The organism is uncultured Flavonifractor sp. (genome assembly GCF_944383115.1).
Taxonomy (GTDB): Bacteria; Bacillota; Clostridia; order Oscillospirales; family Oscillospiraceae; genus Flavonifractor.
Window position 1 is genome coordinate 1 of sequence record NZ_CALWOJ010000013.1, and the last position, 14,368, is coordinate 14,368.

The window sequence follows — 14,368 nt, forward strand, 5'->3', positions numbered from 1 at the left end:
TCTTAACTTTCATTCTGCTCAGGAATTATGGGACTTTGAGCTTACTTCCTGTTGCACTTAGTTTGACAATTCACTGTCGTCGGCGGAAGCTGGGGCTGATCTTCCTCCGGCGGAGGGGCCAGAGGAAGAGTGACGGTGGCTTTGAACAGATCGCCGTCAATGCTGAGGTCGAACTGGCCGTGCTGCAGTTCGGTGAGGCTGCGGGCGATGGACAGGCCCAGGCCGGAGCCGTCGGTGGTGCGGGAGGTGTCCCCACGCACAAAACGCTCCATCAGCTGCTCGGGGGGGATGTTCAGCGGTTCCCGGGAGATGTTTTTCACCGAAAAGACCGCCCGATCTGCCTGCCGGCTGATCTCCAGGTAGACCCGGGTGCCCTCCAGGGCGTACTTGTTGCAGTTGGACAGCAGGTTGTCGATGACCCGCCACAGGTGATGGCCGTCGGCCATGATCCACACCTCCTCCTCCGGATAGAGGGTGACCACGGTCAGGTCGGTTTGGATAAATTTTTCTTCAAACTCCCCCAAAGCCTGCTGGACCAGCTGTACCATGCCAAGCCGCTCCAGATGGACGGACAGGGCGCCGGTGGAGGCTTTGGAGGCCTCCACCAGATCCTCGGTCAACTTTTTCAGGCGCTGGCTCTTTCGGGTCAGCACTTCAATATAGGACTGGACCTGGGGATCGTCAATGGGCTGCTTCTTCAACAGATCCACATAGTTGATGATGGAGGTCAGGGGGGTTTTCAGGTCGTGGGACACATTAGTGATGAGTTCGGCCCGGAACCGCTCGCTGCGGATGCGCTCATCCACCGCCTGACTGATGGTATCGCCCAGATCATTGAGTTGAGCGGCGTGTTCCGCCAGGTCGTGGTACAGCCCTTTGGTGTCGATCTTGAAGCCGGAGTCGCCGCCCAGAATGTGTTCGGCGCCCTGGCGCACCCTGTGCCACTGGATGGCCCACCGGCACAGCAGCCACAGCACCAGGCCCTGGTAGACCGGGATCAGTACCAAAGTAAGGTAGGTAAGGAAGGAGCCCAGCAGATAGAGGACGAAGAGGACGATCACCCGACCGGTGAGGGGCCAACTGTGGGCGGCATTGCGGACGGCCCGCCCCAATACCAGGATCAGACGCCAGATCAGGGTGTTGGCCCAAAGATGGCCTGCCCGGATACGGGCAGTGAGCGTGAGCAGGGAGGAGAGCAGGCATAGCCCGATCCCGCTGGAAATGAGGGCCAATCCCATCACCACGTCGGTAGAGGGGCCGTTGGCGTTGAGGGCGGTGGTCATAGGGTCGCCGCCGGCAATGAGCAGAATCACCACCCAGATCTCCAGCAGGATCAGCAGGTCCAGGGGGATGCGGTCAAAACGGTTGAGAATCACGTCTTCCTGATCAGGCCGCCGGCCGGCCGTGCGGCAAAGGAACACGCACAGCAGTACGCAGGAGACGTCCAGCACTACGGTGAGGATTGCCAGGGCGGGCAGGTAGCGGGCATACTCGCTGAAGTCCTGGGAGCTGTCCCAGAATTCGTCATGGACCGATAACGGGTAGGCCACCCCGTACTCAATGGCCAGCTCCACATAGAGCAGCCGGCTGTCCTGGGCCTGGTTGTAATCCCAGGAGTTGCCGTTGAAGGTATAGCCGTATTGCGCTGCCAGAGCGGCGTCCGATGGAGTGAGCAGTTGCTCGGTGCCGTCGTCCAGCACCACATAGAGCAGATAGAACTGCTTCTCGCCGTTCCATACGAAGTAGTCGCTGCGCCGCTCGCTGCCGTCGTTGTAGGTGACGGGAATGGAATTGCGCAGGACGGTGTGGACGCTGCTTTCCATGGTGCGGCCATCTTCCAGATTGGAGTAGACCAGCGCGCCGGTATCATTGCGCCGGATAGAGAAGCAGAAGTTGGTGCGGCTGCTGTCCAGGGACTGCTTCAGATCGGACAGGCGCTGCTGATCCAGATAGGACAGGGGCGCCTCCCAGGCCTGATATTGAACCAGTCTGGCCAGTTCGTCCACCTGGACCAGGCGGTTGGCCATGTATTGGTTGCAGGAATTGCTGGAGTAGTATCCCACGCCGGTCCACAGGGTGTTCCACTGGGAGAGGATGAACAGGCTGGCCCAAAAGCCGCCCACGCCGGTACCCAGCGCCAAAAGGAAGGCCACAATTTTAATCGCCAGCCGTCTGCCCAGTTTTTTCATGGCGTCGTGCCTCCTTCCACAGTGGATCAGAGCTTTTCCATCTTATAGCCCAGGCCCCAGACCACTTTGATATATCTGGGATTGGCCGGGTCGATCTCGATTTTCTCCCGCAGGTGCCGGATGTGGACGGCCACGGTACTCTCCGAACCCAGAGAGGGGTCGTTCCACACCAGTTCATAGATCTGGCTGGTGGAAAAGACCCGGCCGGGGTTTTTCAGCAGCAGCAGCAGGATGTTGTACTCCAGAGGGGTGAGGTTGACCGGATCTCCGTCCACGCTCACCGATTTGGCGTTGTCGTCCAGGGCGATGCCGCCGTTGGTGAGCAGCTGGGTATTTTCACTCTTGCCGCTTTTACCGCCCAGGCTGGTGAAGCGCCGCAGCTGGCTTTTCACCCGTGCGATGACCTCGATGGGATTGAAGGGTTTGGTGATATAATCGTCCGCCCCGATGTTCAGGCCCAGCACCTTATCTGCATCCTCGCTTTTGGCGGTGAGCAGAATAATGGGGACGTTGTACTTTTCCCGCAGTTTGGCGGTGGCCCGGATACCATCCAGACCGGGCATCATGATATCCATCAGGATCAGATCCACCGGCTGAGACTCGGCAGCTTTGAGGGCCTCCAGGCCGTCGTACGCCTTGACGGTGCGGTAACCCTCGCTGGTCAGGTAGATGTCCAGCGCCGAGACAATGTCTCTATCGTCGTCGCAAATCAGAATGGTGTACATGCGCTCACCTCGTACTTTGATGCGGAGATCCGCAGCAGTAGTTCTATTTTACCTCCAACTGGCTGTAAAAGCAAACCCCGGCGTTACTTTGGACAAAAATATAGCTGAAAGCCCACTTGCAAAGGTGAAAATAACCGGATATAATCATAAAATAGGTGAAGTGTGCGGCGCCCCTGCCGTTGCGCAGAGCAGACGATGGGGTACGCCGCCTTTTTACAGTGGGAAGGGAAAGCGGGGGAACGATGGAACTCTGGATGGGAAGCGGAGACGCCTGGGCGCTGCTGACCCGATTGCTGGAGGAACGCTTCGGCCTGGACCGGCTGCCCCGTGTGGCCCGTACAGGGGCGGGCAAGCCCTGGTTTCCCGAGCTGCCCCGGCTCTTTTTTAATCTCAGCCACAGCGGCGGCCTGATCCTGTGCGGCGTGGGCCGGGCCCCGTTGGGGGTGGACATAGAGCGGCTGCGGCCCCGGCGGCCCGGCCTGGCCCGCTATGTGCTTTCCGAGCTGGAATTTGCCTGGTTCCAGCGCCGGGGGGGCGACTGGGGAAGCCTGTATACCCTGTGGACCCTGAAGGAGGCCAAGGTCAAGTGCCTGGGGACCGGCCTGCGGCAGGCGCCCCGTACCGTGACGGTACCCCTGCTCTTGCCCGGACAGGAGGGGGAGCTGGAGGGCCTTCGGTTCCGTGCATACGGCGGAGTGGACTGGCGGGCGGCGGCGTGTACCGCCGGAAACGAGCCGCTGCCGGAGGAGATTGAGTGGCAGATATGACAATCTGTTTCTTTTTCTTAATATGTTTTTAAGAAACAGGCTCTAATTTTCTAAAAAAACGCCCGCTATACTGGAGCATGAGAAAGAGCATCTTTGAGGAGGGAGCGGCGTGAATATCCTGATCGTAACGGGAAAGTTCGGCATGGGCCACTGGTCGGCCTCCATGTCGCTGCGTCAGCAGCTGCTGCGGGCTTTCCCGGAGGCGCAGGTGGAAGTAATGGACCTGATCGCCTACACCAACCACAATTACGAGTCGATGTATAAATGGTTCAATGTCCTGGTGACCCGGGGCAGCGGCCTGTTCAACCTTTATTATAAGTTTACCCAGAACAAGGATTCTGACGAGCGGCCCCTGAACGACGAGCAGTGTCCCGACCGGGTGGAGGAGATCTTTGAGCCCCGCCGTCCCGACGTGATCATTGCCACCCATCCCATCTGCGCCCGCATGGTGGCCCGCTGGAAGGGGGAGACGGGGAGTGATCTGCCTCTGGTGACCTGCGTCACCGACCTGACCAGCCATTCCGAGTGGATCCACCGTGCCACCGACTGCTATCTGGTGGGTACCGAGGAGATCAAGGAGCGGCTGGTGGCCAAGGGCGTCAACCGGGACATCATTTACGTCACCGGCATTCCCGTCCGGGCGGAGTTCAAGCTGCCCGTCCACCGGGGAGACCGTCAGCAGCGCAATCTGCTCATCATGGGCGGCGGCCTGGGCATGATGCCCAAGAAGGACTCCTTTTATGAGGCGCTGGACGGGCTGCCGGGGGTACATACCACCATTATCACCGGCCGCAACCAGAAACTCTACGACCGCCTGGTGGACAAATACGAGCATATTGAAGTGGTGGGCTTCACCGACCGGGTATATGAGTATATGGCCAAAGCCGATCTGGTGTTGACCAAGCCCGGCGGGATCACCATGTTTGAAAGCATTTTCTCCGAACTGCCCATTTTGGCCTGGGAGCCTTTTTTGGAGCAGGAGAAGAACAACGCCCGCTTCCTGGTGAAGCGGGGGCTGGGCCGTGTGGCGGCCAAGGAGCCCGACGAGTGCCTGACCGCCATCCGGGAACTGATCTATGACGACTATACGCTGGCCGATATGTCGGCTAAGATGCACGCATTGAAGGAGCAGCTGGAGCAGGAGAGCCTGACCCATATCCTGGCCCGGCTGACCGCGGGAAAAGGAGTGTGCGCCTGATGGACAAACGGAAGAGCTTGGTCGGTATCGGGCTGATCCTGGCACTGATGGCCTTTACCGGCTATATGCTGCTCCGGGATATGTCCTTCTCGCGGCTAGCCAGCACCCTGCGGCAGCTCAATCCCCTGTGGCTGTTGGTTGGGCTGGGCATGATGTTTCTGTTTGTAGGCAGCGAGGCCCTGTGTTCCCGGATCATTCTGGGACGGCTGGGCCATAAGGTGCTGTACCGCCGCTGCCTGGGCTATTCCTTTGTGGGCTTTTACGTCAGCGCCATTACCCCCTCCTCTACCGGCGGTCAGCCCGCTCAGGTCTACTACATGTCCAAAGACGGGATTCCCGCCGCCCACGGGGCGCTGAATATGATGCTGGTGGCCGTGTGCTACCAGGCGGTGGTCATTGCCTACGCCCTGACGGCCGCCCTCACCCACTTTAATCTGGTACAGAATTTGGGCGGCGGGCTGGGCCTGCTGCTGCTCTACGGCGTGGTGGTCAACGGCAGCCTGACGGTAGGGATGCTCTCCCTGATGTTTTTGCCCAACGCCGCCCGCAAGCTCACCGGCGGCATACTCAAGCTGCTGGTCAAGACCCATATCATCCGCAACGAGGAGAAGGCCCGCCAGCGGCTGGAAAAACAAATGGAGGAGTACCGCAAGGGCGCCCAGTGCGTGAAGCAGAACCCCGGCATGATGCCTGCCCTGCTGCTCATCACTGTGGTGCAGCTGACCGCCCTGTTTTTTGTGCCCGTGGCGGTCTATTATGCCTTTGGCCTTTCCGGCAGCAGCCCGCTGGAGATCATTGCCACCCAGTCCCTGGTGACCCTGGCGGTGGCCAATCTGCCGCTGCCCGGCGCTGTGGGCGCCTCTGAGGGCGGCTTTGTCACCGCAATGGCCCTGTTCTTTGGTTCCAGCCTGGTGACGCCCGCTGTGTTGGTATCCCGGGGCATCAGCTTCTATTCCTTCCTGGTGATCAGCGCCGTGGTCGCCCTGACGGTCCATCTGCGTACCAGGCGCCAGCGGAGGGCGGAGGACCCGACTGCCTTCCCTAAGCGGGCCCGGGGGCCTATCGTGACTTGAAAAGCGGCGTCTGCGGACGCCGTTTTTTCTCTTGTGCCGCCGGGCCGGGTGCATTATAATCAGGGAGAAAGAAAAAGGAGGCGGGATGATGTACTATTTGGGTATTGATCTGGGCGGTACCAACGTGGCCGCCGCTGTGGTGGATGAAGCGGGCAAGATTTTGAAGAAGGTCAGCCTGCCCACGCCCCGGGGCGTGCCGGCGGAACAGGTGGCCGATCAGATGGCGGCCGCCTCCCGGGCCGCGGTGGAGCAGGCGGGCCTGTCCATGAGCGACATTGCCTCGGTGGGCATCGGATCTCCCGGTACCATTGAGCCGGACACCGGCGTGATCCGGTTCTGGTCCAATCTGGACTTTTCCAACGTACCCCTCACCGCTCTGATGGCGGAGCGGCTGGATAAGGAAATCTACCTGGAAAACGACGCCAATGCCGCCGCTCTGGGTGAATTTGCCGCCGGGGCCGGCAAGGGCAGCCAGTCCATGATCGCCATTACGCTGGGTACCGGCGTGGGGGGCGGCGCCGTCCTGGGCGGCAAGCTGTATACCGGGTTCAACTATGCCGGTATGGAGGTAGGCCACTTTGTCATTGAGCATGGCGGCCGCCCCTGCACCTGCGGGCGGAAGGGGTGTTTTGAGGCCTATTGCTCCGCCACCGCCCTCATCAAGCGCACCAGGGAGGTCATGGAGGAACACCCCGACTCCAAGCTGTGGGAGTTGGCGGGTACTCTGGAGGCGGTCAACGGCCGCACCCCCTTTGACGCCGCCGCCCTGGGCGACGCTGCCGCCGGGAAGGTCATCGACGAGTATGTGGATTACCTGGGCTGCGGCGTGGCCAGTCTAGTGAACATCTTCCAGCCGGAGGTGGTGTGCATCGGCGGCGGCCCCTCCGCCCAGGGGGAGACCCTGATGGCTCCGGTACGCTACATCCTGAATCGGGAGGACTACGCCCGCAACAGCGTCCACCGTACCCGCCTGGTGCGGGCGGCTCTGGGCAACGACGCTGGGATCATCGGCGCGGCCCTGCTGCCACTTTTCCGATAAATCCAAACAGGGCCCGCCGAACGGCGGACCCTGTTTGCGCATGCAGCGCGGCTCACTCCACCGGCTCATAGCCGTCGCAGTAGTCGGGCGTCTCCTGTTCCGACCCTCCTTCCGGGCGGGGGAGGACCAGCAGGGACAGCCCAAACAATGCCGCCGCGCCCAGGGCGATGACCTGGAGCTTGTGTTCTTCCAGCCAGGCCCGGCGGTCCTCCAGGGCGGGCAGCTTCATCGCGCCGCCATATAGCAGGACTGCTCCGCCGCCGCACAGGGCCAGCCGGAGCAAGGTCTGCATTTTGTCCGATAATTGCTCCATAGATACCCCTCCTTTGCTTCCAGTATAGCGGAGGAAAGAAGGTCCCATGCGCCCGGCTTAAGAAATTGTGGAGAATTGGTTAAGATTTGCCCCGCGGCCTTGTATGCAGTGGGGAAATCGGCTATAATGTGACAAGATTTTGACAATGGGCCGCCTATAGGCGGAATTCAGCAGTATTGAGGGCGAATACATGAAAGGCAAGCAGAAACAGCATCCGGCCCCCCAGCAGGCCCCCCGTCTGCGTCGGGACGTACCCCGGGTGAGCGCCGATCCCAATGTGGGCCTCACCATGGCTCAGGTGCGGGAGCGGCAGCAGAACGGCTGGGCCAACGATCCGGTGGAGTCCCCCACCAAGACGGTGGGGCAGATTGTCCGCGCCAACGTCTTTACCTTCTTCAATTTCATCTTTGTGGTGCTGGCCGCTCTGCTGATCGTTGTCGGTTCGGTGGAGGACCTGCTGTTCCTGCTCATCGCTATGGCCAATACGGGCATCGGTATTTTGCAGCAGCTGCGCTCCAAGCAGACCATCGACAAGCTCAACCTGCTGGCGGCCCCCCGGGCCAATGTGGTGCGGGAGGGGCAGCTGGGCTCGGTGCCTGCCTCCCATCTGGTGCGGGACGACGTGGCGGAACTCTGCTCCGGCGACCAGATCCCCGCCGACGCCACGGTGCTGGCCGGCCAGGTGCAGGTCAACGAGGCCCTCATTACCGGCGAGGCCGACGCCATTGTGAAAAAGCCGGGGGATCAGCTGCTCTCCGGCTCCTTTGTGGTGGCGGGCCGCTGCCGGGCCAGGCTGGATCAGGTGGGGGCCGACTCCTACGCCGCCCGCCTGACGCTGGAGGCCAAAAAGGACGTCACCGTGGGTAAAAGCGAAATGATGTCCTCCCTGGACAAGCTGATCCGGGTCATCGGCATCCTGCTCATCCCCATCGGCATCGCCCTGTTTGCCAAGGAATACTTTATTGTGGGCCGCACCTTCCGGGAGACGGTGATCTCCACGGTGGCCGCCCTCATCGGCATGATCCCCGAGGGCCTCTACCTGCTCACCAGCGTGGCTTTGGCGGTGAGCATGATTCGGCTGGCCCGGGGCAAGGTGCTGGCCCAGGATATGAACTGCATCGAGACCCTGGCCCGGGTGGACGTGCTGTGCGTGGATAAGACGGGTACCATCACCGAACCCCGTATGGAGGTGGGGGAGGTGGTGTACCTGGACGAGGAAAAGTACGCCGAGACCGAAGTCACCGAGATCCTCAACGCCTTCTATCAGGTCTCCGAGGCGGACAACGACACCGCCCGGGCCATGCAGAAGAAATTCCACGGGCACTCCCTCTGGCATGCCGAGCGAACCATCCCCTTTACCTCCGCCACCAAGTGGAGCGCCGCCGTCTTTGTGGGCCACGGCGCCTATGTGGTGGGCGCCCCCGAGTTTATCCTGGGCCCCCGGTACGGGGATCTGAAGGAGCAGGTGGACCCCTGGTCCGCCAAGGGCTACCGGGTGCTGCTGGCCGCCGAGTATCAGGGCGTGCCCGACCAGACTGGGCTGGACCCCCGGCGGGTGTGTCCCATGGCCCTGGTGATGCTGGCCAACCGGGTGCGGGAATCGGCCCCCAAGACCTTCCAGTTCTTTGCCGAACAGAAGGTGGCCGTCAAGGTCATCTCGGGGGATAACCCGGTGACGGTGGCCGAGGTGGCCCGCCAGGCGGGTATCCAGGGCGCGGAGCGATATGTGGATGCGGCAGTGCTGAAAAGCGACGCCGACATGGACCGGGCGGTGCGGGAATTTACCGTATTTGGCCGGGTCACACCCGACCAGAAGCGCAAACTGGTCCAGGCCCTCCAGCGGGCGGGCCATACCGTGGCCATGACCGGCGACGGCGTCAACGACGTGCTGGCCCTGAAGGACGCCGACTGCGGCATCGCCATGGCCTCGGGGGCGGAGGCCGCCTGCCACGCCGCCCAGCTGGTGCTGCTCAACTCCGACTTCTCCGCCATGCCCAAGGTGGTGGCCGAGGGCCGGCGGGTCATCAACAACATCCAGCGGGCCGCCGCCCTCTACCTGGTGAAGAATATCTTCTCCTTCTTCCTGTCCATCATCTCCCTGTTTGCCACCTTCCCCTACCCGGTGACCCCCCTGCAGATCTCCTTCCTCAGCGCAGTCACCATCGGGGTACCCTCCCTCTTCCTGGCGCTGGAACCCAACCACGCCCTGGTAAAGGGAAAGTTCCTTACCAACGTGTTCCGGGCGGCCCTGCCCGGCGGCCTTACCGATCTGCTCATCGTACTGGGGCTGGAGGCCTTCTACCTGGCTTTCGGCTTTACCACCGCCGAACTGTCCACCATGTCCGCCATCCTGCTGGTGTCCATCGGCCTGATGGTACTCTATCAGGTGTGTAAGCCCTTCGACTGGAAGCGGCGGGTGCTGATGATCGCCATGACCGCCTCCTCTGCGGTGTCCATTATCTGGTTTGGGTCCAGTTTCGGCCTGAGTGAGCTGACTGTCCAGTCCTTCCTGGTGCTGGCGGTGTTCCTGGGCCTGGCCTACCCGGTGATGCACGTGCTTTTGAAGGTGTGCCAGTTGGGCGCGCTGCTGTGGGACAAGGCCAAAAACCTGGGGCACCGGGAATGAGAGCGGCGCTGCGTGCCTACCGTCCGTCGGACTGTCCCGTTCTGGCGGAACTCTTTTATCAGACGGTCCATGAGGTGTGCGGACGGGACTATACCCCCGCGCAGCTGGACGCCTGGGCTGACGGCCGGGTGGATCTGGCAGCGTGGGATTCCTCTTTCCAGGCCCATACCACGCTGGTGGCGGAGTGGGAGGGCGTCATCGTCGGGTTTGCCGACCTGGCCGACGACGGCTACCTGGACCGGCTGTATGTGCATAAGGATTACCAGGGTCAGGGCATTGCCACCGCCCTGTGCGACGCGCTGCCTCGCGCCCGTCTCACCCACGCATCGCTAACCGCCCGGCCCTTTTTTGAAAAGCGGGGCTGGCGGGTGGAGCGGGCGCAGCAGGTGGAGCGGCATGGGGTCAAATTGACCAATTTTGTTATGACACGCTCCCCCTTTCATGGGCTTGCCTGACAAAAATCGCCTTTACATTTCCCCTGGAGGCTGATATAATAAACGGAGAACTTTATCGTATCCGCAGTTGCGGCATTGCCGCGTAAGGGGAAGCCGGTGAAAGTCCGGCGCAGTCTTACCTCTACTGTAAGCGTGGACGAAGGCGCGAGAACCATTGGCCCATCGGGCTGAGAAGGTGCGCCGGAGGAGGAAGCGCAAGCCAGGAGACCCGCTGCAGAGGATACCGTATTGCGTAGCTCTGAGGTGGAGAGGTGCGGCATTTTTTCAAAGGAAAAAGGCCCTCCCCAGTTTGGGGAGGGCCTTTTTGGTTACAAGGGGGTGCGCCTGTGCTGGAACTGTATATCCCGGTGGGGAGCCGGAAGCTGCGCTGCGGCTATACCACCGGCGCCTGCGCCGCCGCGGCCACGGCAGGGGCGGCCCGTCTGCTGCTGACCGGCGAGCGGCTGCCCGCCGTGACCATCGGAACCCCGGCGGGGGTGACGGTGGAGGTCCCTCTGCTGGAACAGACCGCCGGACCCGGCTGGGCCAGCTGCGCCGTGCGGAAGGACGGCGGGGACGACCCGGATGTAACAAACGGTACCCTGATCTTCGCCCGGGTGGAGAAAACCGACGTCCCCGGCGTGACCATAGACGGCGGCAGGGGGGTGGGCCGGGTGACCCGGCCCGGCCTGGACCAACCGGTGGGCGCCGCCGCCATCAACTCCACCCCCCGGCGGATGATCGCCGGGCAGGCGGAGGAGGAAGCGGCCCGGGCGGGCTATACCGGCGGGCTGCAAGTCACCATCTCGGTGCCGGAGGGGGAGGCCCTGGCCGCCCACACCTTCAACCCCCGGCTGGGTATTGAAGGGGGCATCTCCATCCTGGGTACCAGCGGCATCGTCCGCCCCATGAGCGAGGCCGCCCTCATCGACTCCCTCTACCTGGAGCAGGATATAGCCAAAGCCGCAGGCGTCACCGATCTGCTGGTCACCCCCGGCAACTACGGGGATTCCTTCGCGGAGGGGACTCTGGGCCTGGACTTGACCCACCGCTGCACTTGCAGCAACTATCTGGGTCACGCCATCGACCACGCTGCCGGGCTGGGCTTCCGATCCTTCCTGCTGGTGGGCCACCTGGGCAAGCTGATCAAGGTGGCGGCGGGGAACATGAACACCCACTCCAAGGAGGCCGACGGCCGGCGGGAGACCCTCACCGCCCACGCTGCCCTGGCGGGCGGGAGCCCGGCGCTGCTGAAAGCCCTCTTTGCCTGCCCTACCACCGATGCCGGGGTAGAGCTGCTGAAAGAGGAGGGGCTGCTGAAGCCGGTGATGGCCTCCATCGCCCAGGCTCTGGAGGAGGTGCTGCACCACCGGGCCGGGCCCGACCTGGCCATCGCGGCGGTGTTCTTCTCCAACCAGTACGGACTGCTGGGCAAGACAACAGGGGCGGATAAATTGCTGGCCCTGCATCAACATCAATCGTAGGGGCGACCTTTACGGTCGCCCGCCGATACAGACAGGAGTTTCGATTATGGTACATTTCATCGGCGCGGGCCCCGGCGGGGCCGATCTCATCACCGTCCGGGGAGCCAAGCTGCTGGGTGAGGCGGACGTCATTATCTACGCCGGTTCCCTGGTGAACCCCGCCCTGCTGGACTATAAAAAGGAAGGTTGCCAGGTCTACGACAGCGCCAAGATGACCCTGGAAGAGGTCATTGCGGTCATGAAAGAGACCGAGGCCAGAGGCGGCACCACCGTCCGGCTCCACACCGGCGACCCCTCCCTGTACGGCGCCCACCGGGAGCAGATGGATGAACTGGACAAGCTGGGCATCCCCTATGACGTGACCCCCGGTGTGTCCTCCTTCTCAGGGGCCGCCGCCGCCCTCTGCGCGGAGTATACTCTGCCCGATGTATCACAGTCGGTTATCATTACCCGCATGGCGGGCCGTACGCCGGTACCCGAGGGGGAAGAGCTGCGCAAGATGGCCTCCCACGGCTGCACCATGGTGCTGTTCCTGTCCACCGGCCTGCTGGAGCAGGTGGAGGAGGAGCTGATGGCGGGGGGCTATGCCCCCGACACCCCGGCGGCCATCGTGTACAAGGCCACCTGGCCGGAGGAGAAGGTGTACCGCTGCACTGTGTCCACTCTGGCCAAAACCGCCAAAGAGAACCAGGTCACCAAGACGGCGCTCATTACCATTGGTTATTTTCTGGGGAACGATTACCAACGGTCCAAGCTGTACGACCCCACCTTTACCCACGAATTCCGGGAGGCCAGCCAGTGACGGCGGCCATCATCGCGTTCACCAGCTGGGGGGCGGCCCTGGGCCGTACTCTGGCCGACGCGCTGGAGGCCACCCTCCATGTGCCCGCCCGGTTCGCCCCTGAGGTGGGAGCGGAGGCCTACGACAGCCTGGAGGGCTGGACGGAAAAAGCCTGGACCGAGGCGGATGCCCTCATCTTTGTGGGGGCGGCAGGTATCGCCGTCCGGGCCATTGCCCCCCATGTGAAGGATAAATTCACCGACCCCGCCGTGGTAAGCGTGGACGAGGCGGGGCGGTTTGCCGTCCCCCTACTGTCCGGCCATGTAGGGGGCGCCAATGAGCTGGCCCTGAAAGTGGCCGCACTTACAGGCGGCCAGGCGGCGGTCTCTACTGCCACCGACGTCAATGGCCTGTTTGCCGTAGATGTGTGGGCCAGAGAGCGGGGCATGGTCATCACCGACCGGGTGCGGGCCAAGGAGATCTCCGCCGCCCTGCTGGAGGGGAAGGGCGTGGGCTTTGCCAGCGATTTCGGCCACCCCTGCCCGGAAGGGCTGACAGAGGCCCCGGCGGAACTGGGAGTGTGGGTCACCTGGAAAACAGGGGCCGGCCCCTTCCCCCGCACCCTGCGTCTGGCCCCCCGAGGGCTGATCCTGGGGATCGGGTGCCGGAGAGGCACCCCGGCAGAGACCATTGAAGCGGCGGCGGAGGCCGCCCTGTCCGGCTATGAACCCCAGGCAGTGGCCCAGGTGGCCACCATTGATCTGAAACAAGACGAGCCCGGCCTGCTGGCCTTCTGCGCCGCCCACAACCTGCCCCTGACCGTCTATTCGGCGGCGGAGCTGGCGGCGGCGGAAGGGAACTTCACCCCCTCCGACTTTGTAAAAGGAGTCACCGGGGTGGACAACGTGTGCGAGCGGGCGGCGGTATGTGCCGGCGGGGCCATTCTGGTACCCAAACAGGCGAAAAACGGCGTCACCGTGGCGGTGGCGGGAAGGAAGATTGTATGAAAGTAACAGTCATCGGACTGGGCCCCGGCGGAGGCGCCGACCTCACCGGCCGTGCCCGGGCCGCTTTGGAAGGGTGCGACCTCATCGTAGGCTATACCGCCTATATTGAGCTGGTCAAGCCTGATTTCCCTGAAAAAGAGGTGCTGTCCACCGGCATGCGCCGGGAGGTGGACCGCTGCCGGGCCGCCGTGGAGGCCGCCCTCACCGGCAAAAATGTGGCGGTGGTATGCTCCGGCGACTCCGGGGTGTACGGCATGGCGGGACTTATCTACGAGGTGGCCCAGGAGTACGACCCCATTGAGATCGAGGTGGTGCCCGGCATCACCGCCGCCTGCGGCGGGGCCGCCGTGCTGGGCGCCCCCCTGACCCACGATTTCGCGGTGATCTCCCTGTCCGATCTGCTCACCCCCTGGGAGAAGATCGAGAGGCGTTTGACCGCCGCTGCCCAGGCGGATTTCGTTATCTGCCTCTACAACCCCTCCAGCAAGAACCGGCCCGACTATCTCCAGCGGGCCTGCGATATCCTGCTGCGGGACAAGGATCCGGACACGGTATGCGGCTATGTGCGTAACATTGGCCGGGAGGGGGAGACGGCGGTGATGTGTCCCCTGTCCCGGCTGCGGGACACCCAGGTGGATATGTTCACCACCGTGTTCATCGGCAACAGCCAGACCAGGTGGCTGGGCGGCAAGATGGTCACCCCCCGGGGCTACCTCCAGCGGGGGGAGTAAG

13 protein-coding genes and 1 riboswitch are annotated in these 14,368 nt (G+C 62.8%); of the genes, 10 read left to right on the plus strand and 3 right to left on the minus strand.

Annotated elements, in window-relative coordinates; all coding sequences use genetic code 11:
- Positions 1–41: 41 nt before the first annotated feature.
- Positions 42–2,189 (minus strand): sensor histidine kinase, encoded by a 2,148-nt coding sequence (locus tag Q0K43_RS02820; RefSeq protein ID WP_297289054.1) that lies wholly within the window; start codon positions 2,187–2,189, stop codon positions 42–44.
- Between the two features lie 26 nt (positions 2,190–2,215).
- On the minus strand, positions 2,216–2,914 hold the full coding sequence (locus Q0K43_RS02825; RefSeq protein ID WP_297289055.1) for a response regulator transcription factor: 699 nt from the start codon (positions 2,912–2,914) through the stop codon (positions 2,216–2,218).
- A 242-nt stretch (positions 2,915–3,156) separates the two neighbouring features.
- Between Q0K43_RS02825 and Q0K43_RS02830 the strand changes: the two genes are divergently transcribed.
- The 4 genes from Q0K43_RS02830 to Q0K43_RS02845 all read left to right on the plus strand — a co-directional run bounded on the left by Q0K43_RS02830 (position 3,157) and on the right by Q0K43_RS02845 (position 6,991).
- Positions 3,157–3,681, plus strand: coding sequence for a 4'-phosphopantetheinyl transferase family protein (locus Q0K43_RS02830; RefSeq protein ID WP_297289056.1), 525 nt, complete (start codon positions 3,157–3,159; stop codon positions 3,679–3,681).
- Between the two features lie 109 nt (positions 3,682–3,790).
- Positions 3,791–4,879 (plus strand): MGDG synthase family glycosyltransferase, encoded by a 1,089-nt coding sequence (locus Q0K43_RS02835; protein WP_297289057.1) that lies wholly within the window; start codon positions 3,791–3,793, stop codon positions 4,877–4,879.
- A complete protein-coding gene (locus Q0K43_RS02840) occupies positions 4,879–5,952 on the plus strand; it encodes a lysylphosphatidylglycerol synthase transmembrane domain-containing protein (RefSeq protein WP_297289058.1) in 1,074 nt (357 codons plus the stop codon). The genes Q0K43_RS02835 and Q0K43_RS02840 overlap by 1 nt, the downstream gene beginning before the upstream one ends.
- Before the next feature lie 88 nt (positions 5,953–6,040).
- The gene (locus Q0K43_RS02845) at positions 6,041–6,991 is read left to right on the plus strand and encodes an ROK family protein (protein WP_297289089.1); all 951 of its coding nucleotides are present in this window, start codon (positions 6,041–6,043) and stop codon (positions 6,989–6,991) included.
- Between the two features lie 52 nt (positions 6,992–7,043).
- On the opposite strand, the gene Q0K43_RS02850 is transcribed toward Q0K43_RS02845, so the two are convergent.
- The gene (locus Q0K43_RS02850; RefSeq protein WP_297289059.1) at positions 7,044–7,304 is read right to left on the minus strand and encodes a hypothetical protein; all 261 of its coding nucleotides are present in this window, start codon (positions 7,302–7,304) and stop codon (positions 7,044–7,046) included.
- A 190-nt stretch (positions 7,305–7,494) separates the two neighbouring features.
- Between Q0K43_RS02850 and Q0K43_RS02855 the strand changes: the two genes are divergently transcribed.
- From Q0K43_RS02855 to cobJ, 6 genes are all read left to right on the plus strand, one after another.
- Positions 7,495–9,930 carry a cation-translocating P-type ATPase gene (locus Q0K43_RS02855; protein ID WP_297289060.1) on the plus strand — a complete coding sequence of 812 codons (2,436 nt, stop codon included), beginning with the start codon at positions 7,495–7,497 and terminating at the stop codon, positions 9,928–9,930.
- A complete protein-coding gene (locus Q0K43_RS02860) occupies positions 9,927–10,385 on the plus strand; it encodes a GNAT family N-acetyltransferase (protein WP_297289061.1) in 459 nt (152 codons plus the stop codon). The genes Q0K43_RS02855 and Q0K43_RS02860 overlap by 4 nt, the downstream gene beginning before the upstream one ends.
- A 47-nt stretch (positions 10,386–10,432) precedes the next feature.
- Positions 10,433–10,616, plus strand: a riboswitch (cobalamin riboswitch).
- Between the two features lie 95 nt (positions 10,617–10,711).
- A complete protein-coding gene (cbiD, locus tag Q0K43_RS02865) occupies positions 10,712–11,848 on the plus strand; it encodes a cobalt-precorrin-5B (C(1))-methyltransferase CbiD (protein ID WP_297289062.1) in 1,137 nt (378 codons plus the stop codon).
- A 46-nt stretch (positions 11,849–11,894) separates the two neighbouring features.
- Positions 11,895–12,650: a precorrin-4 C(11)-methyltransferase gene (cobM, locus tag Q0K43_RS02870; RefSeq protein WP_297289063.1), complete on the plus strand. Its 756-nt coding sequence runs from the start codon at positions 11,895–11,897 to the stop codon at positions 12,648–12,650.
- Positions 12,647–13,636, plus strand: coding sequence for a cobalt-precorrin 5A hydrolase (locus Q0K43_RS02875; protein ID WP_297289064.1), 990 nt, complete (start codon positions 12,647–12,649; stop codon positions 13,634–13,636). Before cobM ends, Q0K43_RS02875 begins: the two co-directional genes overlap by 4 nt.
- On the plus strand, positions 13,633–14,367 hold the full coding sequence (gene cobJ / locus Q0K43_RS02880; protein ID WP_297289065.1) for a precorrin-3B C(17)-methyltransferase: 735 nt from the start codon (positions 13,633–13,635) through the stop codon (positions 14,365–14,367). Before Q0K43_RS02875 ends, cobJ begins: the two co-directional genes overlap by 4 nt.
- The last annotated feature ends 1 nt before the right edge of the window (position 14,368 follow it).

Bases quoted from the DNA above. Each gene is read 5' to 3' on its own strand.
- Q0K43_RS02820 (WP_297289054.1), bottom strand. From the start codon at position 2,189: ATGAAAAAACTGGGCAGACGGCTGGCGATTAAAATTGTGGCCTTCCTT.
- Q0K43_RS02825 (WP_297289055.1), bottom strand. From the start codon at position 2,914: ATGTACACCATTCTGATTTGCGACGACGATAGAGACATTGTCTCGGCG.
- Q0K43_RS02830 (WP_297289056.1), top strand. From the start codon at position 3,157: ATGGAACTCTGGATGGGAAGCGGAGACGCCTGGGCGCTGCTGACCCGA.
- Q0K43_RS02840 (WP_297289058.1), top strand. From the start codon at position 4,879: ATGGACAAACGGAAGAGCTTGGTCGGTATCGGGCTGATCCTGGCACTG.
- Q0K43_RS02845 (WP_297289089.1), top strand. From the start codon at position 6,041: ATGTACTATTTGGGTATTGATCTGGGCGGTACCAACGTGGCCGCCGCT.
- Q0K43_RS02850 (WP_297289059.1), bottom strand. From the start codon at position 7,304: ATGGAGCAATTATCGGACAAAATGCAGACCTTGCTCCGGCTGGCCCTG.
- Q0K43_RS02855 (WP_297289060.1), top strand. From the start codon at position 7,495: ATGAAAGGCAAGCAGAAACAGCATCCGGCCCCCCAGCAGGCCCCCCGT.
- Q0K43_RS02860 (WP_297289061.1), top strand. From the start codon at position 9,927: ATGAGAGCGGCGCTGCGTGCCTACCGTCCGTCGGACTGTCCCGTTCTG.
- cobM (WP_297289063.1), top strand. From the start codon at position 11,895: ATGGTACATTTCATCGGCGCGGGCCCCGGCGGGGCCGATCTCATCACC.
- cobJ (WP_297289065.1), top strand. From the start codon at position 13,633: ATGAAAGTAACAGTCATCGGACTGGGCCCCGGCGGAGGCGCCGACCTC.